22 protein-coding genes and 6 pseudogenes are annotated in these 26,312 nt (G+C 59.5%); 13 read left to right on the forward strand and 15 right to left on the reverse strand.

What is annotated here, in order from left to right; translation table 11 throughout:
• The 5 genes from FJ548_RS21345 to FJ548_RS21365 all read left to right on the forward strand — a co-directional run bounded on the left by FJ548_RS21345 (position 1) and on the right by FJ548_RS21365 (position 7,631).
• A complete protein-coding gene (locus FJ548_RS21345) occupies positions 1-1,236 on the forward strand; it encodes an ABC transporter ATP-binding protein (protein ID WP_140778891.1) in 1,236 nt (411 codons plus the stop codon).
• Positions 1,233-2,093, forward strand: coding sequence for an FkbM family methyltransferase (locus tag FJ548_RS21350; protein ID WP_140778892.1), 861 nt, complete (start codon positions 1,233-1,235; stop codon positions 2,091-2,093). The genes FJ548_RS21345 and FJ548_RS21350 overlap by 4 nt, the downstream gene beginning before the upstream one ends.
• Positions 2,093-3,622, forward strand: coding sequence for an FkbM family methyltransferase (locus tag FJ548_RS21355; RefSeq protein WP_140778893.1), 1,530 nt, complete (start codon positions 2,093-2,095; stop codon positions 3,620-3,622). The genes FJ548_RS21350 and FJ548_RS21355 overlap by 1 nt, the downstream gene beginning before the upstream one ends.
• Positions 3,619-6,486 carry a glycosyltransferase family 1 protein gene (locus FJ548_RS21360; protein ID WP_140778894.1) on the forward strand — a complete coding sequence of 956 codons (2,868 nt, stop codon included), beginning with the start codon at positions 3,619-3,621 and terminating at the stop codon, positions 6,484-6,486. The genes FJ548_RS21355 and FJ548_RS21360 overlap by 4 nt, the downstream gene beginning before the upstream one ends.
• 74 nt (positions 6,487-6,560) lie before the next feature.
• Positions 6,561-7,631 carry a class I SAM-dependent methyltransferase gene (locus FJ548_RS21365; protein WP_181168865.1) on the forward strand — a complete coding sequence of 357 codons (1,071 nt, stop codon included), beginning with the start codon at positions 6,561-6,563 and terminating at the stop codon, positions 7,629-7,631.
• A 22-nt stretch (positions 7,632-7,653) separates the two neighbouring features.
• Here FJ548_RS21365 and FJ548_RS21370 read toward each other — a convergent pair whose 3' ends face one another.
• The 5 genes from FJ548_RS21370 to FJ548_RS21390 form a co-directional block, all read right to left on the reverse strand.
• Positions 7,654-9,705: a glycosyltransferase family 39 protein gene (locus FJ548_RS21370; RefSeq protein WP_140778896.1), complete on the reverse strand. Its 2,052-nt coding sequence runs from the start codon at positions 9,703-9,705 to the stop codon at positions 7,654-7,656.
• 334 nt (positions 9,706-10,039) lie between these two features.
• Positions 10,040-11,044, reverse strand: coding sequence for an FkbM family methyltransferase (locus FJ548_RS21375; protein WP_140778897.1), 1,005 nt, complete (start codon positions 11,042-11,044; stop codon positions 10,040-10,042).
• A complete protein-coding gene (locus tag FJ548_RS21380; RefSeq protein WP_246678727.1) occupies positions 11,037-11,975 on the reverse strand; it encodes a hypothetical protein in 939 nt (312 codons plus the stop codon). The genes FJ548_RS21375 and FJ548_RS21380 overlap by 8 nt, the downstream gene beginning before the upstream one ends.
• Positions 11,936-12,577: a class I SAM-dependent methyltransferase gene (locus tag FJ548_RS21385; protein ID WP_140778898.1), complete on the reverse strand. Its 642-nt coding sequence runs from the start codon at positions 12,575-12,577 to the stop codon at positions 11,936-11,938. Before FJ548_RS21385 ends, FJ548_RS21380 begins: the two co-directional genes overlap by 40 nt.
• Positions 12,578-12,581: 4 nt before the next feature.
• Complete coding sequence (locus FJ548_RS21390) at positions 12,582-13,601, reverse strand: glycosyltransferase family 2 protein (RefSeq protein ID WP_140778899.1); 1,020 nt, start codon at positions 13,599-13,601, stop codon at positions 12,582-12,584.
• Between the two features lie 194 nt (positions 13,602-13,795).
• Here FJ548_RS21390 and FJ548_RS21395 point away from each other — a divergent pair, with 194 nt between their 5' ends.
• Positions 13,796-14,920: a glycosyltransferase family 1 protein gene (locus FJ548_RS21395; RefSeq protein WP_140778900.1), complete on the forward strand. Its 1,125-nt coding sequence runs from the start codon at positions 13,796-13,798 to the stop codon at positions 14,918-14,920.
• Complete coding sequence (locus FJ548_RS21400) at positions 14,917-16,059, forward strand: glycosyltransferase (RefSeq protein ID WP_140778901.1); 1,143 nt, start codon at positions 14,917-14,919, stop codon at positions 16,057-16,059. The genes FJ548_RS21395 and FJ548_RS21400 overlap by 4 nt, the downstream gene beginning before the upstream one ends.
• Positions 16,060-16,154: 95 nt before the next feature.
• On the opposite strand, the pseudogene FJ548_RS30530 reads toward FJ548_RS21400, so the two are convergent.
• Positions 16,155-16,556 (reverse strand): annotated as a pseudogene (locus FJ548_RS30530) (transposase); the annotation flags it as partial.
• On the opposite strand from FJ548_RS30530, the pseudogene FJ548_RS21410 reads away from it, so the two are divergent.
• Together FJ548_RS21410 and FJ548_RS29955 are read left to right on the forward strand one after the other, a co-directional pair.
• Positions 16,555-16,842, forward strand: a pseudogene (locus tag FJ548_RS21410) (transposase); the annotation flags it as partial. The pseudogenes FJ548_RS30530 and FJ548_RS21410 sit on opposite strands and share 2 nt — an antisense overlap.
• Positions 16,842-17,003, forward strand: a pseudogene (locus FJ548_RS29955) (hypothetical protein); the annotation flags it as partial. The pseudogenes FJ548_RS21410 and FJ548_RS29955, both read left to right, overlap by 1 nt.
• Before the next feature lie 86 nt (positions 17,004-17,089).
• Here the strand turns inward: FJ548_RS29955 and FJ548_RS21415 are convergent.
• From FJ548_RS21415 to FJ548_RS21425, 3 genes and pseudogenes are all read right to left on the reverse strand, one after another.
• A complete protein-coding gene (locus FJ548_RS21415) occupies positions 17,090-17,563 on the reverse strand; it encodes a type II toxin-antitoxin system VapC family toxin (RefSeq protein WP_140778903.1) in 474 nt (157 codons plus the stop codon).
• Positions 17,560-17,862 (reverse strand): type II toxin-antitoxin system Phd/YefM family antitoxin, encoded by a 303-nt coding sequence (locus FJ548_RS21420; protein WP_140778904.1) that lies wholly within the window; start codon positions 17,860-17,862, stop codon positions 17,560-17,562. The genes FJ548_RS21415 and FJ548_RS21420 overlap by 4 nt, the downstream gene beginning before the upstream one ends.
• A 272-nt stretch (positions 17,863-18,134) precedes the next feature.
• A pseudogene (locus tag FJ548_RS21425) lies at positions 18,135-18,494 on the reverse strand (transposase); the annotation flags it as partial.
• Between the two features lie 108 nt (positions 18,495-18,602).
• Here FJ548_RS21425 and FJ548_RS21430 point away from each other — a divergent pair.
• The 3 genes and pseudogenes from FJ548_RS21430 to FJ548_RS21440 form a co-directional block, all read left to right on the forward strand.
• Positions 18,603-18,854 carry a hypothetical protein gene (locus FJ548_RS21430; RefSeq protein WP_140778905.1) on the forward strand — a complete coding sequence of 84 codons (252 nt, stop codon included), beginning with the start codon at positions 18,603-18,605 and terminating at the stop codon, positions 18,852-18,854.
• Complete coding sequence (locus FJ548_RS21435) at positions 18,854-19,099, forward strand: hypothetical protein (RefSeq protein ID WP_140778906.1); 246 nt, start codon at positions 18,854-18,856, stop codon at positions 19,097-19,099. The genes FJ548_RS21430 and FJ548_RS21435 overlap by 1 nt, the downstream gene beginning before the upstream one ends.
• Positions 19,100-19,455: 356 nt before the next feature.
• A pseudogene (locus FJ548_RS21440) lies at positions 19,456-19,950 on the forward strand (DUF6101 family protein); the annotation flags it as partial.
• 455 nt (positions 19,951-20,405) lie between these two features.
• Here the strand turns inward: FJ548_RS21440 and FJ548_RS21445 are convergent.
• From FJ548_RS21445 to FJ548_RS21470, 6 genes and pseudogenes are all read right to left on the reverse strand, one after another.
• A complete protein-coding gene (locus tag FJ548_RS21445) occupies positions 20,406-20,891 on the reverse strand; it encodes a helix-turn-helix transcriptional regulator (RefSeq protein WP_140778907.1) in 486 nt (161 codons plus the stop codon).
• Between the two features lie 39 nt (positions 20,892-20,930).
• Positions 20,931-22,184: a CapA family protein gene (locus tag FJ548_RS21450; protein ID WP_140778908.1), complete on the reverse strand. Its 1,254-nt coding sequence runs from the start codon at positions 22,182-22,184 to the stop codon at positions 20,931-20,933.
• A 79-nt stretch (positions 22,185-22,263) separates the two neighbouring features.
• Positions 22,264-23,063: pseudogene (locus FJ548_RS21455) on the reverse strand (transporter substrate-binding domain-containing protein).
• A gap of 93 nt (positions 23,064-23,156) precedes the next feature.
• Positions 23,157-23,906: an ABC transporter permease subunit gene (locus tag FJ548_RS21460; RefSeq protein ID WP_140778909.1), complete on the reverse strand. Its 750-nt coding sequence runs from the start codon at positions 23,904-23,906 to the stop codon at positions 23,157-23,159.
• A 10-nt stretch (positions 23,907-23,916) separates the two neighbouring features.
• Positions 23,917-24,576 carry an ABC transporter permease subunit gene (locus tag FJ548_RS21465; protein ID WP_140778910.1) on the reverse strand — a complete coding sequence of 220 codons (660 nt, stop codon included), beginning with the start codon at positions 24,574-24,576 and terminating at the stop codon, positions 23,917-23,919.
• Between the two features lie 327 nt (positions 24,577-24,903).
• Positions 24,904-25,125 (reverse strand): helix-turn-helix transcriptional regulator, encoded by a 222-nt coding sequence (locus FJ548_RS21470; RefSeq protein ID WP_140778911.1) that lies wholly within the window; start codon positions 25,123-25,125, stop codon positions 24,904-24,906.
• Between the two features lie 170 nt (positions 25,126-25,295).
• On the opposite strand from FJ548_RS21470, the gene FJ548_RS21475 reads away from it, so the two are divergent.
• On the forward strand, positions 25,296-26,213 hold the full coding sequence (locus tag FJ548_RS21475) for a LysR family transcriptional regulator (RefSeq protein WP_140778912.1): 918 nt from the start codon (positions 25,296-25,298) through the stop codon (positions 26,211-26,213).
• Positions 26,214-26,312 lie beyond the last annotated feature (99 nt).

Below are 26,312 nucleotides of genomic sequence, written 5' to 3' on the forward strand. Positions count from 1 at the left end.
ATGACCGTGCTTTCCGTCAGTCATCTGTCGAAATGCTATGCAAACTACGCGAGCAACCTCGAAAGGTTCGCCGGCTGGTTTGGCGCGCCGGTCACACCCACGGAGGAATTCTGGCCGGTCAGAGACATCTCCTTTTCCCTTTCATCGGGAGAGGCGCTCGGTCTCGTCGGGCAGAACGGCGCCGGCAAGAGCACGCTTCTGAAGCTGATCACTGGAACGGTTCGGCCGACCAGCGGGGCGGCGCATGTCAGCGGCCGCATCAGCGCCATCCTGGAACTCGGGCTTGGCTTTAATCCCGAGTTCACCGGACGGCAGAACGCCTTCCATGCCGGCGGCCTGATGGGACTTTCACAGGCGCGCCTGAGAGAACTCATGCCGCATATCGAGGATTTTGCCGAAATCGGCGAATTCTTCGACCAGCCACTGCGAACCTATTCGAGCGGCATGCAGGCGCGCCTGGCCTTTGCCCTTGCCACCGCCGAGAGGCCAGACGTCCTGATCGTTGACGAGGTGCTTTCGGTTGGCGACAGCTATTTCCAGCACAAGAGTTTCGACCGGATTCGGGGCTTCAAGGCGGCAGGCACGTCGATTATTCTCGTCACCCATAGCATGGGTGACGTAAGAACACTTTGCGACAGGGTGATCCTGCTCGACAAGGGGCATGTGCTTAAGGACGGGCAGCCCGACGAAGTGATCGATTATTACAACGCTCTGATCGCGGCCAAGGAGAACGAGAAGCTGACTGTGGAACAACGACGCGAAAAGGACGGCTGGGTGTTCACAAGGTCAGGGACGCTTCAGGTGAAGACGTCGGCGCTGGAACTTGTCGACGCCGATAGTCGCGAGCCCGTGAAGCTCGCACGCGTGGGGCAGTCCCTGGTGCTGAGTCTGGTGGCGAAAGCGGAAGTGGATGTCCCCCGGCTCGTGCTTGGCCTCATGCTGCGCGACCGCACCGGCCATGTCGTCTGGGGCACTAACACCTGGCACACAAAGCAGGTACTCCAGAACGTCAGGGCCGGTGAGGAGATTGAATTCCTGCTGCCTTTCACCTGTAACCTGGGTCAAGGCTCCTATTCCTTCACACCCTCGCTGACCAATTCAGACACGCATCTGGGTGAAAACTACGAATGGCAGGACAACGCACTGGTCTTCGACGTGATAAACGTGGCCAACCCATTCTTCATCGGAACGACTCCGCTCGACGCCCGCTTCGTCATACGCGAGATTGCTGAATGAACGAACTCGAACGGGCGATAATGACGAGCAGTTGCCTCGATTGTGCCGGCATCCCGAAGGTGCCGGACGCGGGGCGCATTCTAGAAACGCCGGACGGCCCGGCCCAGATCATGCACAATGGCTTGCGGGTAAAAGCGGGCGGATATCACGGCGACTGGATGGCGCAGATCATCCGCGCCTTGCGCGGCCATCACGAGCCGCAGGAAGAGTTGGTCTTCCACCATATCCTGCGCTATGCGCGCCAGCGTTCGCTGATTGTGGAACTGGGCGCCTTCTGGAGCTACTATAGCCTTTGGTATTTGCATGAAATCGCCGGCGCATCGGCCATCTGCATCGAGCCGGACCCGAACAATCTGCAACTGGGCCGAGACAACACCCGTTTGAACCGGTTCGAAAATCGCATCGGCTTTCACAATGGCTGTGTCGGCGGCAAGAGTCTCGAAAGCGTTGAACTGCGTTGTGAATCAGACGGCAAGGTTCGCACAGTGCCCTGTTTCGATATGGCCGCCGTAGCCAATCTGGCGAACGGCCGGACCATCGAACTCCTGCATATGGACACACAGGGCGCGGAATTGCCCTTTATCGGCTCAATGGCGGCAGCGGCGGAACGCAAGCAGGTGAGGTTTGTGGTCGTGTCGACGCACCATGCAAGCATGTCCGGCTCGCGAACCACGCATTCTGATTGCAGGGAAGCGCTGCTGGATCTCGGCGCGTTCGTCTTGGCTGAGCATGACGTACAGCAATCCTATAGCGGCGACGGACTGATCGCGGCAAGCTTCTTTCCCGAAGACCGTCGCATCGAGCTTCCGCCCGTGTCGCTGAACAAGGCCTCCCTTTCACTGTTTCCCGACCGCTGATGATCATCTCATACGCGCAGAATTTCGAAGACGTGATCTTGTGGCGCGCCCTCAAGTCAGTCGAGCACGGCTTCTACATCGACATCGGCGCCCAGGACCCGGTCGTGGATTCGGTCAGTCTTACCTTTTACGAGCACGGATGGCGCGGCGTGCATGTGGAGCCTTCCGCCGCCTATGCCGCGAAAATCCGCGACGCACGACCCGACGAGGAAGTGATTGAGGCCGCGGTCGGAACAGGGACGGGTCCCCTGACCCTCCACGAATTTTCGGGGACGGGCCTCAGCACCGGAGATCGCGCCGTTGCCACGATGCATGCCGAAGCCGGATTCGAAATGAACGAGGTTCTGACGCCGGTCGTCAGCCTCCAGAAGCTCCTGGATCTCTACGCCGAAAGAGAAATTCACTGGCTCAAGATCGACGTCGAGGGCATGGAGGCGGCTGTCATCGAAAGCTGGGGCCCTTCCCCTGTGCGCCCCTGGATCGTCGTGGTGGAGAGCACCGTGCCGCTTTCGACAGAACAGAGCCACGAAGGATGGGATCCCCGCCTGAAGAGACTCGGATATGTTTTCGTCTATTTCGACGGCTTAAATCGCTTCTATGTTAGCAAAGACCATCCGGAGTTGAAGGCCTCGTTCGGTCCGGGGCCGAATTATTTCGATGATTTTGTTTTGCCTGCTTCCACCGCATCCAGAATGGTTGAGCCGATGAGGCAGGAGTTAGCCACCCGCGACATCGAGATCGCACGCCTCAACCAACACATCGTCAACACCGCCGAGCAGACGGACGCTGCCCAGGCGGCCATCCACGAGCGCGACATCGAGATCGCACGCCTCAACCAGCACATCGTCAACACCGCCGAGCAGACGGACGCTGCCCAGGCGGCCATCCACGAGCGCGACATCGAGATCGCACGCCTCAACCAGCACATCGTCAACACCGCCGAGCAGGCAGACGCTGCCCAGGCGGCCATCCACGAGCGCGACGCCGAGATCGCCCGCCTCAACCAGCACATCGTCGACACCGATGGCATCCATACGGAGCATCTGACGACCGGACAGGCCGACACTCAGGCACGTGATGCCGAAATCGCCCGCCTTCACCGCCATATCGCGAACGCGGACGCTACAAACACGACACAACTGGCTGAGCGTGACGCCGAAATTGCCCGCCTTGGCGCCCTGGCCAATACGCTTCGGAGTTCGACGTCGTGGCGGCTCACGGCACCTGTCAGAGGAACAAGGCACATGATCCGGGCGACGATACGGTGGCCCAACGACATGGCGCACGCTTCGAGGGCAAATGTCAGACTTATGATGCAGCACGGGCTGCTGTGGCTGCGCCGAAGGCCCGGTGCGGCCACTTTTGTCCAGCGCGCGGTACGATTTGCACCGCCGCTCGAACGCCATCTCCTGGCTTTCGCGCGGGCAAACGGCGGCTTTATCACCACCGACACGACCTGGGCGCTCGAACCGGACCCTGTTGTCCTCAACAAGTGGCGCAAACGTCTCACGAGCGGAAAGCCGGCATGACCAGAGCACCGCCATTGAGACTCTGGGTCGACGGCCAATGTCTGCAGACGGCCAGCCGGCATCGCGGAATCGGACGCTACGTCCTCGATTTACTGCGCGCCCTTTCGACCCATGAAAGCGGTATCGAACTGCTGGTTTCGCTTAACGCCGCCATGCCTGAAGCAGCGATCGCCGCGCGATCGCTGCTTTCGGGCATCGTTCCACCGGACCACATTCATACCTGGCACGGGAGAGTCGAAGGGGGCGAAGCCAGCTTCGGTTACACGACATGGCGTAACCGAAGCGAAACGGCCCTCATCCATCACGTCAATCAACTCAGTCCGGACATTGCCCTATCCGCCAGCCCGTTCGAGGGCTCCTTAGACCCCGCGGTTCCGTACCCGGGCGGCACATTGGCGGCGATCGGAACGGCAGCCATATTCTATGACGCGATCCCTTTCAGGTTTCCCGACAAATACATTCGCGATCCCCGCCAGAAAGAGTATTTTGATCGCCGCCTTTCCAGCTACAGGAATTTCGATCTGGTGTTCACCATTTCCGAATTTTCCTCCCAGGAATTTCGGCACTTTGTCGAAACGCCGAAAGATATATGCATAGGGGCCGGGATATCTGAAAACTTTGTCAAGCTTATCAATGCCGTTGACGGAATATCAATTTACGGAAAATATATTCTTTATGTTGGTGGACTGGATTGGCGAAAGAATATTGATATAATACCGAACGCCTTCAGAAGCCTTTCCAGTGATCTACAGGAATGTTTGAAATTTGTCGTTGCGGGCGATATTACGCCTCAGGGAATCGCTGAGTACAGCAACCTCTGGCAATCCCATGGCCTGCCGGCCGACCGGATCGTATTTGCAGGCTCTGTCGATGACAAAACGCTGGTTCGTCTCTACAAAGGCGCACTGGCGCTGGTCCAGCCTTCATTCATGGAGGGCTTCGGACTGACCGCGCTGGAAGCAATTGCCTGCGGAACGCCCGCGATCACGGCCAAAGCGGGCGCGCTACCCGAAGTTGTCGGAGCCGGTGCCCTGCTGTTCGATCCGGCGTCGCCGCTGGACCTTGCCGAGAAAATCGAGGCGGTAGCGGCAGGCGAACTCAACGCGAGGAAACTGAAGAAACTGGCGCGCGACAGAATCGACACGTTTAGCTGGCGAAAGGTCGCAGATCGCCTCGTTCAGGGCCTGCAAGGGCTCGACTGGCAGCCGGCTTCGCCGGCCCCCCGACTAGTCGAGGCGCTTGGCGTCAAGAGACGAGAAGAACAGGACGTGTCGACCTTGATGGCTCTCGCCGAGCCCGAGACCAGAAGGCCGCGGCTGCTGGTGGACGCGAGCGCGACGCTGCTTGAGGATCACCGGACCGGCATTCAACGCGTGGTTCGGCGGATCTGTGAAAGTATGTTCCCGCACGGAGCGAGGGACGAAAGCAAATATATCTCATTCTGCGACGACGAATCCGGCTGGTACTTCGCAAGGGAGTGGACGGGACGCCCGCCTTTGAAACAGCGGTCGAACCGGCTCCGGCCACAGGCCGGCGACACTGTCCTGATGCTCGACAGTTCCTGGCTTTTTCATACCATCCATCCGGCGTTCCTTCGTCCGATCCTGATCAAGGGCGGCGACGTTGTCTCCTGCCTCTACGACACGATCCCCCTGCGCTCGGCCGCCTTCTGCCACGAGGGCATGCCGCCGGCGTTCAGTGCGTGGTTTCAGACCGCGCTTACGTATTCCACCGGCTTTGTTTGCATCTCACGCGCGGTCGCCGATGAATTGCTGGATTTGCTGGCCGGCATCGGGTTTCCGCGGCGAATGAAGGTCGGCTACTGGCAGCTTGGCGCGGATTTCGCCAGCGGCGTAGCGAAACCGGTTCGGCAAACCGAGAGGAGTTTGATGCGTCCTCGCTTTCTGATGGTGGGGACACTAGAGCCACGCAAAGGTCATCGCGTTGCCCTGGATGCTTTCGAAGCCTTGTGGGCCGACGGTTTCGACATCGAGCTCGATATCGTTGGAAGGACCGGCTGGGGCATCTCGCATCTTGTCAAGCGCATCACGCACCACGCCGAGTTCGGCAAGCGCCTGCACCTGCACGCGCAGGTCGAGGATGGCGATCTCGGCCGCCTCTACGGCAATTGCGACGCCTTGATCGCGGCCTCCTTTGCCGAAGGTTTCGGCCTGCCCCTCGTCGAGGCGGGCCATTTCGGCAAGCCGGTGCTGGCCAGCGACATTCCTGTGTTTCGCGAGGCGGGCAAGGGAGCAGCGGAGGCGCATTTCTTCGAGGTCGGCTCACCGGCAGCGCTGGCGTCGGAGGTCAGAGCGTTCCTGAAGCGCGTGCCTGCCGCGAAGGCCCCTGACGGATCGTGGCCGACATGGTCGGAAAGTGCTGCCCAACTGCTAGATGTCGTCGTTGGGCAGAATTGGTACAAAATCTACGAGCCAGGATCGCCCAGGCCGTTCGCGCCGCTGACTGACCTTGGCGAGACACGGATGACATTCGCCTTGCAGGAAGGTCAGCGCGCCCACTATCTGGAACTCGTGGAAGGGCCGCACGGGACCGATGACGGCGCGGCATTGAAGATCGTCGCCAAGGTGACCAACCTGTCGGGAACAGTCTGGTCGAGCCAAGGGGCGGATGACGGCAGCCTCCGCATGGTTCTCAGCTACCATATTGTCGACAAGGATGGATTCGTCCTGGAATTCGGCGGACCGCGAAGCGCGATACCTTTCGTCCTTATACCAGGCGACACACACTACATGGCCGTCAACGTTCCCGTGTCATGGAAGGAGCGCGGCGCCGCATTCGTCGATATCGAGCTCGTCCAGGAAGGCGTCAGCTGGTTCGGCCCTCCCCTGCGCGTGCCTCTGTAACGGGCGCGCATGGCTTCCACCAGAAATGTGCGTGCATCGGCAAAAATGATGATCCAGACCCGAAGGCAGGACGTATGATCACCCGCAGCGATGTCATCGCCGGCTACAAGGAACTCCTCGACCGGCTGCCGGAATCGGACGACGTGATTTCGATGCAGCAGGCGGCCCACGAGACGGTGGATGCCTTTCGAGCCAACATCCGGCAATCTTGCGAATACCAGGCGAAGAACGGCGGCCGGCCGAACGATCCGGCTCCATCCACCCAGCCATCTGCCTGGAAAGGCGGCAAGACGATCACTCCCGACAACCTCGACGCCTTCATCGCCTATTCCGACAGTCTCGGGCCGCCAAGTTCCCCGCAGGTCGAGCACTTCTGGCGCGGCATGAAATACGTTCCCAGCGCCAGGGTGAGCGAGAGGCTGGACCCGTTCGGGGAGGAATATGTTGCCGGTCAGGTAGCCGTCTACCGGGAGATCGCGCGGCGCGACGTCGACCAGCAGGTAAACGAGCTGACCGACTTCGTGATGGCGGACCACATAGCCGGCGCAAATCCCTATACCCATCAGCCGCCAGTTTCGGTGGCGCTGCATGTCGGACGCGTGTCGCGAGCCATCGAGCGCTCGGGGCTGCAGATCGGCGATCACGTTCTGGACATGGGCTGCGGCTGGGGCACCAGTTGCGAGCTCATGGCATTCTGTGGACTTGAAGTGACCGGCCTCGATATCAATCCGCGGTTCATCGAACTGGTCAACACAAGGGCAAAGCGGATCGGCCACAAGGTGGGGGCGGTACAAGGCAGCTTCGAGAGCATTCCCGGCGACAGGCTATACGACGCCGCGCTCTACTATGAAAGCCTCCACCATGCGGTAAAACCGTGGGAGACGCTCTCGCTGGTCCATAATAGGCTGAAACCCGGCGGCAAGCTCATGCTGGCGGGCGAGCCGGTCAACGATATCTGGAAGTACTGGGGCATTCGCACTGACCCGCTGTCCGTCTATTGCATCCGCAAGTTCGGCTGGTTCGAGAGCGGCTGGAGCGCCGACTTCATCTCGAAATGCGTGAAGCGGTGCGGGTTCGAGATTGAGCATTTCGAAGTCGAACCAGGCTCAATCGGCTGGATCATGATTGCCAGCAAACGGGGTTGAATGCCTCTAAGCTTCATTGTAATTAATTTGAATCAATCGCGATTTCGTTTAGGCCGAAACCAAGAATTCTGTCGTCTGTAGAAAGGCCTAGTTGCACAGGCGATCTCGACTTTTCAATAGTTAATTTGATTATTACTTCGCTACCAGGCAACAGATTTTCTTGAACCTCGAAGCTAGCTTCAATTCTCGGTTGTTGAGCCGTAAAATTCAGAGACCCTATAGGTTGGCCGGCAACTGAGATTGTCACTGTTTGCGTTGGATCCTGAGGCGGAAGGAAGGCTATGCCGGCGATCCGAAGCTTGGCCGGTCTTCCCGGCTTGGAGACTCGTAGTGAAAGCGTTGCCGTGGGCTTTTCGGTCCAGACGCCCCACGCTTCCGGAGTGTGCCAGCCGGTCAACAGACGGTAAGGCTGGTTCGAAACCTGCGCCACTTCAGCCGGCGGATCGCAGGCGTCGGCCGAACCGCGCACGAGCAAGCGCGCGCCGCCAGGCAGAAGACCGATGCAGCCATACCCCGGCTTTGCGGCATCGTGCGGTGCAATGACCGCATCACCATTGTCGGTGTCCTGTTGCGACAGGTCGATGGATGGTGGCATCCGCTCGTGCAGCACGAAATTGTCGAACAGCGTGTCGGCATAGGTCGTGGCAGCGACATCCCAATAGATCTCGCCGGACACCCTGGAAAACAGCGCTCTTGAATACTCGATCTCGGCCAGTCTTGCGCGGTGGTTAGCCCATGCGTCACGCTTTTCTGCGAAACCGAAGACGGCGGATGCTCCTAACACTGTTGCGACCGCAACCCTTGGTCCGGCTTGGTAAAGCATCCCGCTGACCGTGAGCGCCACCAACGACAACAGCAGCAGAATCTGGACAAGCGTCAGTTCACCCCAAACCGCCGTCGAGCCAGGTATATTGACGCTTATCACGCCGGCGGTTTCGTAACCTAAGGAAAGCAGGTAGGTTCCGACCGCCAAGGCAAGAACCGTCGCCCCGACAACCACCCGGGCATTGCGATAGCCGACGCCGCCGATCGCCGCGCATAACCCAAGCCAAACGAAGAAGGTCGAGACACTATCATTGTAGCGGCCATAGATGACGTGATCGATCCGGCTGAATTCAACCATCTGCGCCACGGAAGCGGCAAACACCGCCGCGCAGGAGAGCAGAGCAAAGAGCAGAGTGGCGGTGACGCCGGGCCTTTCCCTGATCAGAGACCAACAGGAAATCAGTCCGATCAAATAGAGACCGAAGCTGATCGTGACCTGCATCCATGCCTGTCCCAAAGCGACGGCCAACGAGCGGCGCACGCCGTCCTCCGACAGCACCGATTCGAACAACTGGCCGAGCGCCTGCGCGTCGCTTCTGCCGTCGCCGAAGGTCAGCACCTGCATCCGCGTGTCGATCGCGGATATCAGCATGACAGCGGCGACGAGAGCAACCACAAGCAGCAACGCGGCATAGGTCGATGCGATCTTTTTATGCGACTTGGCGATATAGAGCATGAAGGCGGTGACCGCGACGACACCCGTGGCGCGCGGGTGAAGCGCATATAGCCAGCCGATCGACGCCACCAAGGCAATCCAGTCGATCGTCCGTGCCGTGCGCCAGGCGCGCGCGAACAGATAAATCGACACAAGAAAGAACAGCCGGAACGATGTTTCCGGCCAGGCCAGCGCGTTCTGGTAAAAATAAGCAGGCATCACGGCGACGATGAACGCTGCGGCCACGGTTTTCCAATTACGCTCGAAGCCGATTTCCTTGGCGATTGCCATGAGCGCGATCGGCACCAGCGCCGACATCAGGCAGCTGGTGGCGACCGCCAGCCTGTAGGTCGTTTGGATGGTCTCGCCGATGACGAAGGCCGGCGTCAGCAGCAGCCCCTGGCCGAAGCGGTAGCCACCGATACCGCCGAAAGGCGAGAGGCTTTCGCCGGCAAGCAGCTTGGCGAAGGTGAGGTACGCGATTTCGTCGGTGATGATGGGAGTGGTGAGGTCGCGAAATACAAATGCCAGTGCTGCGAACAGGGCAATCGAGCCGATGGCGGTCCAAGGCCACAGAACGCGATGCGAGGACATCTCTAGAAGTCGGGGCAAGTAGATGATGGGATCATGCCGGGCGGCTCGTGATTTAGCGCGTCTTCCATGCGATGGCTAACAAGATTTGGTTTCGAAACACGCCGCGTTTTTAAGTAAGCTGAAATTGTCGTCAAGCCTCCCGCCAAGACTACCGTCAACATTTTTTTCGCGAGAAAGCCCATCGACCATCCTTGCCACTGCCAGCGGCGGCTTTCAAGTCCCATGCCCAACCCACAGCGGCAGCTGACACGAGCGCGATTTTTCAAAGAGAACACGACCCGTCAGGACGCTGCCGACCACCGTCTCAATCCTCGCTCCGCGGGCGCTGCGGCTTTTACACAGCGCCCGCGTTGCGCCAGCCTTGGACGCCATCCACCTGAATTTGCGGTCGCCCATCCGGCAATCCGATAATGGCCGGCCGTTCCATCTCAAGCTTCCAGCCCCGGCTTAGAAGTGTGCTCATGATCCGCCCCTCGATCTGGCGCGAATGGGTGCCGATGACGATGTAGCGGACGAATTTGTTGAGATCGCCGATAGCGGCTTCGACAAAGTCCGCCTCGCCGCCCTGGATATCGATGTGCAGGAGATCGACCGGCTCGCCCTTGACTATCTCGGCCAGGGAGAAGGCAGGAAGTTGCTGATAATGCCCGGACGCTGAAGCCTCCTTGATCTGCTCCGCCGTTGCACTCAGGATCGGCTCCGAGCCCCAGGACGCGCCGGCATTTTCAACCACGGGAAAAAGCGCCACTCCCCTTTCGGGAGCGGCGACGCCGTGGATGATGCGGAACTCGTCGCCGGAAAAGCCATTGGCCGCCATCGCTTCATGGGCGTAGGCGACGTGCTCGCTGTCGCCTTCGATGCCGATCAGTTCGACGGCAAGTCCTTTGTGGCGCGCGGCGGCGCCGGTATTGATCAACCAACACCCCCAGCCGCAGCCAAGCTCCACCACGCGGAAGCACCCCGAAGCGAGGTCGACCGCCCTGAGCGCGGCCGCCCACTCCGCAATATCGGCGTGCCAGTTGGCGGGAATCGGTATTGGCTCAAGAGTGCCCGCTCTGCCGTCGAGAATGCCCGGAAAAAATCGAGGCGACACTTTGACACCGAGAAAGTTCGTGACGTAGGACGGATTTGCCGTCAGATCATTCCTGGCATGTCTGTTGATCGTATCGATCGCATCGAAGCTGCAGTTGTAGTGAAAGAATACACTGCCAGGTTCCGCTCCCTCCGATCGCAACTGGTCGTTTTGCTGCCGTAGCAGATTACGCTCCGCCAAAAGATTGGCGCGATCCTGCCAAAGCCTCCTGATCTGCGGTATTTTGAGCGCAGCGGTCTTAAGCATTGTTGCTGTCCCTTGGAGGCGCTGGAACGCCCGCCCGATAGAATCGACCGGCGATCAGCCCGCCGGCGAAAAAGAGAAGATCGCCCAGGACGGTGATCGTTCGCCCGATCACCACCGCCAGGAGAATGACCGGACTGAGGCTGAGCCCGCCGAGCAAAAAGAGCAGAACAGCCTCCCGGACGCCGAGGCCGGCGGGCGCACCGGGGGTCACAAGCCCCACGAGCCATGCCAACACATAAGCACCGGCTACCACCGGATAGAGCGCGAAATCGTGGAACCCGCCCGCAAGGCCGAAAGCTGCCGCAAACACCAGACCTGACAGCGTGAGAAAGCCGAGATAGAAGACAGCGGCAACGCGGAATACAGCGCCGCCGAGGCGGCCAACCAGCCATAGCGCGATCGTCACCGTCGCGGCGAAAGAAATCCACCCGAGATAGTCCGGAGTACCGACCAGCGGCAGCAGAAGCGGTGCAAAGAGTGCTCCACCGACAACGAGGACGGCCAGTTCGTACGCGGTCGACTTGGCGAGCGGCCCGTTGCCGATGCCTACGGCCACGCCAATGGCCTGCCGCCCCGCGAACTGGAAAATATTGCCCGGGACATATTTAGCGAGTTGCGAGATCGCATAGGCGTGAATTGCCCAAGCCCGAGAAACGGGAACACCGAGATGGTCGAGAAGCCGCTGCCAGCCAAGAGCCAGAAGCAGGTTCGATGCTCCATACAAGCTGGCCAATGCTGCCAATGCGGCATAATCTCCAGCCTCCAGCTTGCGAAAATCGATCTGTCCGGCGTAGTGGCGGAGCCTGATCCCCACGAAAATGACGCCTGCCAGCCCGAGGAATGCTCCGGTGCGATTGAGCCAAATCCTGGCGCTCGGGCTGAGCACCACCGTCAATGCCTTTTCTTGGACTTGCAGTGTATCATCGTCCATGGAAGCGGCGACAGGATTTCAACCACATCAAAGAACTGCCCCGCCAACGAGACGAAACCGCGCTGCGACCAGTGCTGCAGATGGCCGGGCGTGTTTCCCAGAGCCGATACATATTTCCCACGCGCCAAATTCAGTACGCGCCAAAGCGGCTCCCGAGGTACGCTGAGGATAAGGTCCGAGCTAACGATGCGCTGCAGTGCCCGCAGCGCTTCTTCCGGCTCCTCGAGATGTTCCATCACCTCGCAGCATACAATCAAATCAGCGCTGTCGCGCTCCGGCGTCACCTCGTAGATGCTGCGGACGGCGAAGCGCCCAGAATCCAGATCGCGCCCGCGCGCGTTCTCCTTTGCCATTCCTATAATTTGCATGGAGAAGTCGCTGCCGCGCGCATCGATGCCCTTGCTGATCCAGCGCATGACCCAGTAGCCTTCCCCGCATCCGACTTCATGAACGGTGCGTGGATTGGTCTTGGACACAAGGCCGGACAACGCGTTCTCGAAACCCTCCACCATCCAGCGGGCGATCGGGTTTCGCGTGCCGTATTTGTCATAGGTATTGCCAATGACGATACCGTTCTCTGCCTGTCCACCTGCTATCTTCATCCGCTCAGGCCGCTTTCTTGCTACCCCGATTGGGAGTCCTGACGCCCTCTCCCTGGGTCGAACGCTGCGTATAGCGAATATCTTCAAGGAGCTTGCGATTGGCAGCTATCACATCGGCCAGGAAGGCGACGAGAAGGGACTGGAAACCCATTGTCATGAGCACACCCGCCAAGACAACCGACTGTACGTGGCCACTAATCCCTTCAGTCAGATAGAAATAAAGAAAGCGCAAGCCGATTAGAAACCCGAGACCGAAAAGAAGCGCCGCGATCCAGCCGAAGAACCGTGCCGGCTGATAGATGACGAAGATGCGAACGATGGTGAAGATCGAACGCTTCAGATAGGAAGGAATGCTCTTCACCAGCCTTGAAGGTCGCAAATCGCCATTGACGCGGATTGGCACTGACACCACACGCATGTTCTTGCGCCCGGCCTGGATAATGGTTTCCAGCGTATAGGTATAGTTGTTGAACACGATCAGGCGCTGGGCAGCGTTTCGCGAGATGGCACGAAAGCCGCTCGGCGCATCGCGCACATCTGTGCCGCTGGTGACCCGAACCACCCAGCTGCCGATTTTCTGTAGGAGCTTTTTGATCGGGGAGAAATGTTCTATTTCCGATATTGGCCGAGCGCCGATGACCATGTCCGCCCGCCCCTCTAGCACCGGGTTGACGAGAGCCGGAACGTCGGCCGCACGGTACTGATTGTCGGCATCGGTGTTGACGATGACATCCGCGCCACGTGCTAGACAGGCTTCAATACCGGTCATGAACGCGTAGGCAAGACCCCGATTGCTGGTATGTCTTACGATGTGGTCGACGCCGTTTTCCTCGGCGACCCTGACCGTTGCGTCGGTGCTTCCGTCATCGATGATCAACCATTCGACGCTGTCGAAACCTGTGACGCTCCGCGGCAGATCACTCAACGCTATCGCGAGTGTTTCGGCTTCGTTGTAGCAAGGAATCTGTATAATCAGCTTCGACAGAAGTTCGCTCTCAAATTGGGAGGTGGGACTACCGTCCATCTATCATCATCAGGCCAATGCGCAAGCGGTTTTCATCATATGAGACTGTCTTTCCGCCTTCGCGTTGCCGAATTGGCGAGATGTATGTTAGGGGCTAGACTGCAAGACGCTTTGGCGGATTGTGCTTCCAAACGCCCACCCTTACCCAAGGCGCAAATGTCCCGACTTCGCTCAGTTCATTTCCGGAAAATAGATTGAGAATCGGGATCGATGGCAGGAACCTGGGATCGACAACCGACGGGATCGCCAGGCTCGTCCACAACTCGATTAAGGCCCTGTCAGCGCTGGGTACCGATGTTTTCGTCTATGTTCCAAGCAATATCACTGCGAGCTACGATGTCCCGGAAGGCGTTTGTATCCGGACCGCTAACTTCAATGGCCCGGTTGCGCGCGTGGTCTGGGGCCAGACAGTGCTGCCCTTCCAGGCGAGTCGCGACGGGCTGGATGTACTTTGGGGGCCTTCCCATCGCCTGCCGATCCGGCTCGACCGCGGGATTGGACGGGTTGTCACCATTCATGATCTGGTCTGGCGACACGCTGCGCAGACCATGCGAACCCGCACTTGGATGGGCGACCGCCTGATGATGAGGCCCGCCTTGAGGGGCGCTGATTTCGTCGTCACGGATTCGACCGCTATGGCGACGGTTCTGGCGGCCGAGTTCCCTTGGCTGGAGACGCCGATCAGGACGGTCGCGCCGGGCACGACAGCCCTGCCGACTCCCCAGGGTTTTTCAAGCCTGGAGGCCCTCGGCGTAACCCGGCCTTACGCGCTTTTTGTCGGCACGATCGAGCCCAGAAAGAATCTTCGTACTCTGATAAAGGCCTATGGCCTTCTACCTGCAGGCACGCGGTCGTGCTGCGACCTTGTCATCGTCGGCGGCAAGGGCTGGAAGCAATCGGGCCTGGCCGACGAGGTGCGCGACAGTGGGCTCGAAACCAATGTCAGGTTCACCGGCTTCGTCAACGACTGGACGCTCGCAACGCTCTACGCGAATTGCCTGTTTCTCGCGATGCCGTCCCTTTACGAAGGTTTCGGTTTTCCAATCGTCGAGGCACAGTCGTTTGGCAAGCCGGTGCTGACGTCGACGACGTCGTCGATGCCGGAAGTCGCTGGAGACGGTGCCGTCCTTGTCGACCCGAAGGATCCCGCAGCGATTGCGAATGCATTCAATCGGCTCTGCATCGATGCCGAATTTCGTGAAAGGCTTGCTGCCGCGGCACGCGCGAATGCGGAGCGGTTTACCTGGGAAAACCACGCCAAGGGTATGCTGCAAATCTTTGAACAGGCGATCCGGCAGAGACGAAAGACGCCCGTTTGAAAGTCCTTCATTTCTTCAAGACATACTGGCCGGATACTTTCGGCGGGGTGGAACGAACGATCCACGCCATCGCCCGGAGCACGGCAAGCCACGGCGTCGAAACCCAGGTGCTCTCGTTGAGCCGCGCGCCGGAGAAAAACACCCAACCCCTGGACGGCCACATGGCTCCGAAAGCCAAACTTGATTTCGAACTGGCGTCAACCGGATTTTCGCGCGACGTCTTTCGCAAGTTCGGCGCGCTCGCCAAACAAGCCGATCTGGTCCACTACCACTTTCCGTGGCCGGTCATGGATATCGTGCATCTTCGGTCCGGCCACGGCAAGCCCGCCCTCGTCACCTATCATTCCGATATTGTCAAACAGCGGCTCATCTTGCCTTTCTACCGGCCTTTGATGATGCGCTTCCTGGGGGATGTCGACGCGATCGTGGCGACATCCCCGAACTATTTGGAGTCGAGTCCTGTTCTTAAGGCATTCAGGGCCAAATCGACAGTCATTCCCATCGGCATCGACGAGGGTGCCTATCCCGCGCCGGGCGAGGCGGACAACCTCTGGTGCCGATCAACAGTTCCGGGGCCATTCGTGCTGTTCATCGGCGTGCTGCGTTACTACAAAGGGCTGGATGTTCTGATCCGGGCCGCCGACCGGGCTCGGTGCAGGATCGTCATTGCCGGCTCGGGACCTGTCGAACGCGAACTCAGGCAACAGGCCAAGACGCTACGCCGCGACAATGTGCTTTTTCTTGGCTATGTGGCCGAGCCGCACAAGATGGCACTGCTGCACAATTGTCTCGGCTTTGTTTTTCCGTCAAACCAAAGGTCGGAGGCCTACGGGATTTCGCTGGTCGAAGCCGCGATGTGCTCAAAGCCGATGATTTCATGCGAGCTCGGAACAGGAACAAGTTATGTGAATAAGGCCGATAAGACCGGGCTTGTGGTTCCACCTTCGGACCCGACACGTCTGGCCGAAGCCATCAACCGGCTTGTCGATTCGCCGGCCGAGGCAATGAAATGGGGCCGAGCTGCGCGTGATCGGTACGCCCGTCTTTTGACTGCCGATAGAATGGGGAAAGCCTACGCCGACCTCTATTATCGATTGGGTGGCGTCCCGGCCGGCGACACGAAACCCAAAGATACATGATGAATCACAGCCGATTTCTTCATCTTAAGTGCCGTGGCAACAAAGATTGCCACCCAATCGATTCTAGCGATGTGAAACGCTAGAGCAGAATCTGATCACTCAGGCTCGTATCCTGCGGCGCAGAAGTAGTTTGTGCATTGTTCGGCGGTGAAGCGGGGCAGCGCGTCGCGGATTGCGTCCCAAAGCTCGGGGATGTTGCGTGCGGCGGCTTTCCTGAGGATCGACTTCAGCTTCGAGAAGGCATTCTCGATCGGGTTAAGGTCGGGGCTATAAGGTGGCAGGAAGAGCATTCGCGCGCCGGCCGCTTCGATCACTTGGCGGGCGGCGGTGACTTTGTGGGCGGGCAGGTTGTCGAGGGTGACGATGTCACCAGTTCGAAGCGTAGGCGCCAGTACCTGCTCGGCATAAGCGGTGAACCATTCACTCGTCATCGGTCCGTCGAGGACCATCGGCGCAGTCATGCCCGTCAGGCGCAATGCGCCTGTAAAAGCGGTCGTTGACGAGACCTGGACCAAGACCAACATGTCGCCATTCAGGGGCTGGGCGCCGGTCGGACAGCGGATCACGGCCAAGGTGCCGCATGGCCACTGGAAGACCATGACCTTCCTGGCCGCGTTGCGCCAGGACCGTGTCGATGCGCCTTGGCTGATCGACGGCCCGATCAATGGCGAGAGGTTCCTCCTCTATGTCGAGAAGGTGCTCGTCCCAACCCTGCGGCCTGGCGACATCGTCGTCATGGACAATCTCGGTTCACACAAAGGCAGGGCGGTGCGCCGCGCCATATGTGCCTTCAGTCCCATGCGCTGCGCATGGCAGCCGAGGGCGCCGCCGCCTACGAGCAGGTCGTCGGCGAAAAGTGGAAGCCGTTCGAGCGTGTCATCGAAACCCCCGGCCAGAGCGTCGACCGCAAGGCGGTCGAACTCCAGATGTCGGCCTTCGGATGAGCCACCAAGGGGGGCTTCGGCCTCGGCCGCTTCTCCCCATCGCAGAAGGGCCGATCTCCAGTGAGATCGGCCCCTTTGTCATGTCGCTATGGTGTGCCGCGCCCGCGCGGACTCAGCGGAAATTTCTTCGCATCGTCATTCCACGGATCGAAGATTGTCGCGCCGGACGGTCGCGTGTCCCGCACATTGCGCGTGACCAAATAGAGATCGAGATTGATTGCCGTTGCAGCAAGCATCGTGTCGATGACCGGCGGGGCGTGACCGCTTTCCCGCTTCACCTCTCCCGAGATCCTGCCCCAGTGTCGCACGATGTCGTCATCGAGCGACAGCACGCGCCGGCCAAACCGCTCGGCGAGCGCGTCACGCGCTGCGATGTAGCGCGGCCGGTCCTCGTGCTCGACGGGAAGGTTGTGGATGCCCTTGTCGTATTCGGCCAGGGTCAGCACGCTGATGTGGAATGTTTCCTCATCCTGACCGGCGGCCCACGTCTTTACCGAAGGCGCACCCCGTGGATTGATCAGGGCGGCCACGACGTTCGTGTCGAGCAGCCAGCCCTTCAAAGCTCGACGTCCCGGCCGCGATCCACTTCGCGTTCCAGGTCGAGCCCATCGAGATGCAGGCTTTCCATGAATGCGACAAACGGCGCGCGCGGCTTTGCCGGTGCAAGCCGGTCGAATTCCTCGACGCTCATGACAACGACAGCATCATGGCCACGCACGGTTACGCGTTGAGGCCCTTCCTCGCGAGCGTGTCTGACCACTTCGCTGAATCGTGCCTTGGCATCCTCGAGTTTCCAGCGCCCGGCCGCCGCGCGGCTGGCCGCTCGCTTTGGCTTTGTCAGTTCCGCCTGCTTGCCCATCGTTCCTACACCTAGTCAGATAGTCAGATACATAGCGCATCCTGCAACGAGTTTCCAGATCGGATGAAGGCAACGGCAGGAGAAATCCCGCTCGCGGCCCCGTTCCGGGCTTTGGTCCTGCCGGGACAGTCGGTCAGCGCAACGGCTTTGCCGTCCTCCACTTCGTTCCGGCCCATGACCACCCCGCCGCGCAGGCGCGACGGGGACCTCGGTCGGGTGCGCCCGCCTCGACCTTCCCCGGCTGACGGACCCCGCAACGGGACCGCGATCGGCTCGGCCTCCGAGGTTCCGATCTCCATGCCCAGCACCTCGCGCCGGCCGTCCGCGTTAACGCCCACCGCAATGATGACGGCGACCGAGACGATGCGTCCGCCGCGGCGCACCTTCAGATAGGTGGCGTCGATCCACAGATAGGGCCAATCACCCTCGATCGGGCGATCGAGGAAGGCTTTCACCTTGCCATCGATCTCCTCGCAGAGGCGGCTGACCTGGCTCTTCGAAATGCCGCTCATGCCCATCGCCTTGACCAGGTCGTCGACCGAGCGCGTCGAGATGCCTTGGATGTAGGCCTCCTGGATGACGGCCGTCAGCGCCTTCTCAGCCATCCGGCGCGGCTCCAGGAAGCCAGGGAAAATGCGATAGATCGCAAAGAAGCTGGTCCTAAGGCTCCTCACGGTGCCATCCCATACAAGGGCGTTGTCATCGACAGTCGGTGGGATGTTTTGTCGGAATGCCGCCAAATGCGGGAGATTGTTGACAACCTCCCTGACCTGATACGCGTCCGCATTCAATCTATCTGGTGCGATTCAAAATGCACCGTCAACTACATCGTTGCCGTGAAGCCCGGGAGGTTCATCCACGACCTTCCTTTCAACGTTGAAGATGCGGTTATCGCCGCCGCAGGCGGCCACAACGGCATCATGATTCAAAGCAATGCCGCCGAGAGCGATATCACTGTTGAGTGCCATTGGGGCGAAGGTGCCGAGGAATAATGGCGAACCTGAAATACCTAGGAGCCGATGATATCGCTCCCGCTGAGCATCATGTCACAGTGGTCACTCACGTCGATCATATGGGCATGGAAAAGGGTTACTTCTTCGACAGCGAGCGCGGCTATTACGGCGGCTCCGGACCATTTGACTGGCGCATGGAGGAAGCCTTTGCACGGGCCGAACGATATGCCCAGGATAACCGGATCTCGCTCATAGTTGTGCGCTCCAAACGGATTAACCCTTAAATGCCGTCCCGCGTTGTTCAGCGCATTCATTTTGAAAATTTCAGCGGCAACGAATTTGAACGGCTTGTCTTTGCCTATCATGTCCGCGCGGGTTGTCAGACGTTGCTTGGAATGGACAGATCGGAAGCGACCAGGGACGCGAATCATCGGTGCGGAACCGCTGATTGAGGGCAACCGCCGTACGCTGCAACTCGATAAACGCGGCTGGACCCAGCGCACTTATTTCGCGTGAACAGAGGCAGCCTGCCCCGGGCCAAAGCCCGGAATTACCTCGCGGCAGCAGTGTCAGCTACTCGGAATCGGAACGCACTGGTTGGATGCTGTGCTTCAGGACCCTTCACTCTCAGGTGCCTGTGATGGACGATGGCGAACGGTCTCATTCTGAACCGGAGACGGGTTCTTGGACAGGGCCCAACAGGCGTCTCGACCCGTCGCGCCTGCCGGAGACGGTGAGCTATTATACGCGCGACAACTATGGCGACGTGACCTGCACGCTCAACCGGCGTGGTGTGGTGGTCCGACGCACGCAGGATCTAAGCAGCGTACCGGCAATCATTGCCCTTCCCGCCAAGGTTTTCCGCGGCGTGGCCGCCTGCGCGATGGAGGATCCGGATGGAAAATTCACATCCGAGCTCAAGCTTCTGCACATCGATCCGATGCTGACGGTGCCGCTGCTGGTATCCGACGATCTCGAACTTGTTGCCGCCGACTGGCGTGTCTGGGCAGAGGCCTACCGTCTGCCTATGCTTCTGCTTGGTGCCGACGGCGTTGCCCGCACGCTTGAGGAAACGCTTGGCGCCAACATCAACGGCCTCTCACCCCAGCGACCGCAACGCGTGTCGACCATGCGCCTAGGCTTTCTAATGCTGGCCTGATGAACGAACTGACGCCGTTAGAGCATATCAGTCGACTGGTGGATCGGAAGTGATGTGACACGTGTCTCGTGTTCATTTGCTCTGCAGGGTCGATCCTCCCCACTACGTCGGTTGCTGGGAATCCCTGCTTGACTAGGATGAGGATAACGTAGACTGGGTGTCCTCTCAAAACTCCCAAGCGTCACATCACGGAACCCCGCCGAAGAATCGAACGTCCGCCATCTGGATCTGCGCCGAGAACCTGCCAATCCGCTTCCCACCCCGTCATTCCGGCCGGTAAGCGGACTGGCTGCTTCCAGGATTTGTCTCAGGTCGCGCCAATGACTGAAATTGGGCGCAGAGCAGCCGACGCTCCACGTATCAAGCTCGCTCTGCCCCAACTATGGCTATCAAGCAGTCGTGGGTCCGGCCGGCGCAAATTCGGCGGCCGTCTAGCTGCCCTTGTCCGTGTCGAGCACTGGCAATTCCTCCCCCAGGACGGTGATCAGGGCGGACACTCGGTCGCGCACCCGGGGATGCAGTTGCATCAGTCCCTCAATCAGACGCCGGCCTTCGGCGCTGACAATGAAATCGATGCGCTCATCGACTGGAACTGGCGGAGCGTCAGGGCTGGTCTGATTGCCCGGGAGACCTTCGAAGAATCGACTGACGGGAACTCCTAGCGATCTGGCGATCTCGTAGAGCATGGACGCACTCACGCGGTTCTTTGCGTTCTCGTATTTCTGGAGCTGTTGAAAGCTGATGCCTATCGATCGGGCAAGCTGTGTCTGCGATATATCCGACTGCACACGAACCAGTGCGACCTGTCGGCCGACATGAAGATCGGCGGGATGAGGACTGGTTTCGGTTTTTGGCTTCGGCGAAACTCGCAGCACGCCGGGTCGTTTCGATTCCGGCGGGGCATTTCGATGGTGCATTTACGGTCCCAGGGAGCGAGAGTTGTCGCGGAACACGTGTCAGCCGTATTTTCGCGCCGCAGGCACAGCGATGCGGCCGGTGGACCCGGAGACCGCGATATCCGTACCGAAGACCCGCGACCTGACTACAAACCCCTCAAGGATATCTCGAGCGACGTTCCCGATTGCCGCCGTGGGAACCAGCCTACCAGTTGCCGATCCGATAGACTGCGCATCGGCGCCGATGACGACGGGCAGAAGGTCTAACCCTTCAAGGCCTCCGCCCGCACCATAACGGCAAGCTGCGACGATGCTTTGCCAGACCTCCGGGGGGTCCCATTCGTTTTCGTTGGGGTGTACGTGGAAAAGGAAGTTTCCAAGGCCATAGAAGATCGGCGAGCCATTGTAGATCTCCAGCGCTTGAAGCACGGGAGCGCCGTGGCTGACGAAGAGGTCGGCGCCGGAGTCGATGCAGGACCGGGCAAAGGTCCGCACCCAAAGCGGCACGTCCTGCCAACCTGGTTCCCAATGGTGATGATGCAGATAGGCGACGACGAAATCGCCTTGCGCCGCAGACTGGCGGATAGCGGATAAATGCACTTTCTCGCTCTGAGGGTCGACCTCGATCATCCGCCCAAAACTTGCAGCTTGCGCAAACACAGTGCCGTAGAAATTGATCTCCTTGCCACTCGCGACCTCCGGCGGATCCTCCGGTTGCGCATGATTGGCCAGCTCGAACGGCGAGATCTGCAAATGTTCTCCAAGCCTCGCCAGCCTGCGGAAATGGCCGTCCGGCAACCCGAACTTTCGAACGGTCTTTAACTGGTTGACGCCAGCACGCGCTGGGCGAAAAGCCGTAGCATTCTCCGCATACATGTTGGCCGGGCCTGGCCCCGCATCGATGGCAAGAAGCGCGACCTCACGCGCTCCCAGCCGGCGGCGGCCCGGTCTAGCCGCGCCCGCCTCGTCAGCCCCAATCCCGGCGTGGAGAAATCCACGCGCTTCCACCTCCTCCAGGGTATTCAACACGCCGTTCGGGCCGAGGTCGAAAGCGTGGTTGTTCGCCAGCGCGAGCGCGTTGAAGCCGATTGCCTGCAACGCGTCCAACACTTCGGCCTTGGAATAGCCGAAGTACTTGCCCTTGGTCGGCCAACCGCCGTGCTTGCCTAGGATCGTCGACTCAAAGTTGGTGAAGACGAGGTCGCCCTGCCCCAGGAAGCGGACAATTTCGGCGAACCGTTCATGCTGGATGTTGCGGATGTCGTGCGTGATCAGGGACTGGCCGGTTACAACCGCGCAAAAATGGTCTTTCATGGGGCTCGCCTTTTGGGATTTGGGATGTCGAGCGCCGGCACGCGGCCAGCGCCACACGATGTCGAAGCCTTTGTCGCCGCTATTTGGCAACGGCCGGTGCGATGTCGGTCTTGAACCATTTGATACTCAGCGCCGTGAGCGTCCCATCCTTGGTGGCCGCGTCGATGGCCGCGTTGAACTTGGCGAGCAACTCGGTATCGTCCTTGCGCATGCCCGCGCCGACGCCAGGACCCCAGAGGCCGCCCTTGAGTTCTGGGCCGAAAAACACAGCGATCGACCCAGCCGGCGTCCCGAGAAAATCCCGCCATGTGAAAAAGTCGGCAAGGCCGCCGTCGACGCGGCCGGCGGCAAGGTCGAGCTTCAGATTGTCCAGGCTGTCATAGCTGCGAATGGTCACGACATCGCCGAAGAGATCTTTTAGCACCGCCTCCGAGTTCGAGGACCGCAGAACACCGATGGCCTTTCCGGTGAGTGCCGATCTGACGTGCTCGATGGCCGCTTTTTCCCGACTGTAGAGAGGTTGACCCTCTGCTTGGTGTCGCCGGCGTCGAGCCCCCGTTCCTTGCGCACGACGAACTGGTTGAAGCCGCCGGCGTAGGGAACTGAAAATGCGATCGACTGCTTTCGTTTCTCTGTGATCGCCATGCCGGACATGATGACGTCGAACTTGCCGACGACCAGGGCCGGAATAATGCCGTCCCAGTCCTGCGCGACAAAACTACATTTGATGTTGATGCGGCGACACAGCTCGCGTCCGACATCGACGTCATAACCATAGAGCTCGCCATTCGCATCGGTGCCGTCCCATGGCGGCGAGGCGCCTTCGGTGGCGATCGACAGCGAGCGCTCGCCCTCTGCCCGGACAGGGAAGACTGACATGAATGATGCGAGCAAAACAGCCACGGCAAAGGGTATGCGCATAGGGCACCTCGTTCGTTTTGGTTGGTGGGAATGCAGCCTGAAGCTGCACGGTCACGGCGTGGGTGTCGTGATCTTGGGTTCGCACAGCGCTGGCTTTGGTCGCAGCCTGCGTCGTGCGCCAGGAGGACCGTCGGTCGAAAGCCGCCGTTCCAGAAATTGAGTTGCTTTCACCGCGACCGAGGTAAGCGACAGATAGATCGCGCCGGCGACGATGAAGATTTCGAAGGGGGCGAAGGTAGCCGACACCATCTGCCTCGCCATGCCGGTGATCTCGAGAAGCGTCACGGTGCTTGCCAGAGACGAACCCTTGATCATGCCCACGATTTCGTTGCCGTAAGCGGGAAGCGAAATCCTGAATGCAATCGGAAAGGTGACAAGGCGGGCGGTTTGCAGACGTTTCAAGCCGAGAGCCGCGGCCGCCTCGGTGAGACCCTTCGGCACGGACTGCAGACCTCGACACAGGATCTCGGTGGTATGCGCCGCGCTGTTCAGCGAGAATGTCAGCAGGGCACACCAGAAAGGGTCGCGAAGTATCACCCAAAAGACGCTCGCCCGTACCGCTTCGATCTGGCTGAGGCCGTAATAGAGCAGGAAGAGCTGAACGAGCATCGGAGTGCCGCGAAAGACATAAGTGTAGCCCAACACCGCGAGCGACAGGCTGGGACGCGCGAAGGCGCGGATGAACGCCAGCGGCACCGACAGTAGAAATCCCGCCATCAACGACAGCGCGGTCAGCGTCAAGGTGAGCCCCACCCCTGAGGAGAGCACCACCACCGCATCAAGCATCAACTGGAGGTTCACTGCATTTCCCCTAGCGACCGAAAGCGGGGTAACGTCGCTCCGCGAACTGGATCGAGACCAGCGTCATTGTTGTGAGGGTGAGATAAAGCGCTGAGGCCGCGAGATAGAAGGTCAGCGGTGCGCGCAGGGACCCGGCGCCGACAAAGGCAACGCGCATTATGTCGGTCAGGCCGACGATGGACACCAAAGCGGTATCCTTGAATAGCGAGATCCACAGATTGCCATATGCCGGCAGCGCCAACCGCAGCATCTGCGGACCGATGATTAAGGCCCAACACTGCCAGGCATTCAGCCCAAGCGACTTCGCGGCCTCCGTCTGCCCCGCGGGCACGGCGGCAATCGCACCCCGGAACACTTCGGTCGCATAACCGCTGAACACGACCGAGAGCGCGATCACCCCTGCGGTGAACGCATTCACCTCAACATAGTGGCCGACGACCATGCTGGCGAACGTGGTGCCTCCAAAGTAGATGAGCAGGATAATGACAAGTTCTGGGACGCCACGAACCACCGTCGTGTAAGCCGTCACAGCCCCTCTCAGCCGGGGCGAGGCCGCGCCTTTGGAAATGGCGAGCAACAGCCCGAATACTGTACCAACAAACCCGCTGACAAGCGCAAGGCTCAGCGTGACCGTGAATGCGACAAGAAACTGAGAAGCAAAACCGTTCATAGCGCACCTCTTCAGGCCACAATTCTAGGAGCGCATCGCTTACCCAGCGTCGATAATTTGAATTTTTACCCAGCGTTGCGCTTTTGTTCGGACGGGAATTCGAAAGTCATTTGCGCTTTGGACCCACGATAGACTTCCAAAATCGCCGATCAATCTATAATTTCTACATTTTTCGCTATAAGTCATAGTTATATAATGGAGTAGGGTCCAACCCGATAGCTAGCAGGTGGAGGGGCAAGCATCGCCCCAGCGCAAGCGGTTCGAACATGAGCTCGCACGTGACAGAGGGGCGCAGTGCCGGTTCGGCCAGCTAGAGCTAAGGGCAGTCTAGCTGACTGACGAAGTCGAGCTGAACAAGGTCACCGGATCAATGTCCAATGCCTTTGCGATCCTCTCGGCCACGTTGAGGCTAGGGTTTCTTTGCCCCCGCTCTATGCCGCCCATATAGCTGTAAGCTAGCCCAGCTTCGGTAGCCAAAGATTCCAGGGTCATACCGCGTTTCAGGCGGACCCTGCGAACGTTCGCTCCAAAAATCTCGGCCAGTCGCATCGCCGCATAGCGATAAGCAAACGCCCGGCTTTACCAGTCACTATAATGACTATATTATAGTGGATTCAATGCCTGCGTGAGAATCCGGGCTATTGGGACACGCATCATCGCAGCCCGGACAACCATTCAGCGGTTGGCTCATCACGCAGCAGGAAAGGAATGCAGAAGAAATGGAGTTGCTGCAAAGCGGCCTGAAGCTCCGACAACTGCAGGTTTTTCGTGAGGTGCTGCGGACCGGCTCCACGAGGAAGGCCGCGAGGTCTCTGGGGATCAGCCAACCAGCAGTCAGTCAACATGTGAAGCAACTTGAGGCGACGGTTGGCATCACACTCTTCAAAAGATCGGCCAACCGCATTGTTCCGATGCAAGAAGCATGGGAACTGCTGCGGAACATCGAGCTCGCATTAACGTCACTGGACCGTCTGGAAGCGTCCATCTTCGCCATGAAAAATGAAGAACGGCCGCGAATCGCGATCGCCGCGCCTTCGGTCTTCGGTTTCGTGACTTTGCCCAGGGTTGTGGCAATCATCCATTCAAGGACAGCTTCGAATGTCCGATCGATCTCGGGAAGCTACGACCAGATAGGAGAGCACATCCTGGCCGGGCGGGCGGATCTCGGAATCTCGAGGCTGCCTCTGGATCCCCAGCTGTTTGAATGGGCGCCCCTGGGCTCGGCGCGCAACGTATGCATCTTTCATCCTGATCATCGGTTCTCAAAACAGTCGCGCATCGAGGCTCATGACCTCGCCGGAGAAACCATTGTCGACATCGATCCTCAATTTGCAGCCCATCAAATGAACTTCAACGCTATGCGCTTCGCAGGTGTTGAGCCAAACATTCTGGTTGAGTTTGACTGCAACGGTCACGAAGCGGGCTACGTTTCGGCTGGGCTTGGCATCTCGATCACCAATGAGATCATTGCGCGTGAGTATGCGGCGTTTCACCTGTGTGCAAGACCGGTCGAACCCTCAGCGCTGTATCACTACGTGGCGATCTGGCAGAAAGGCAGGACCTTCTCCAACGCCTTGAATGTTTCCCTTGAGGCTATTGTCGCTGCCTTCGCTCCAACGATGTCCGCAGCTGCGTAGCGGTCAAAAGAAGTCTCCTGCCCCTAGAGCATCGGGCGATTAACATGCAACGTAGCCTGCCTGTTTGAGATAGTTCCAGCATTCGGTTGGATCGAACAT

It is taken from the genome of Mesorhizobium sp. B2-4-17, assembly GCF_006441275.1.
Lineage (GTDB): Bacteria > Pseudomonadota > Alphaproteobacteria > Rhizobiales > Rhizobiaceae > Mesorhizobium.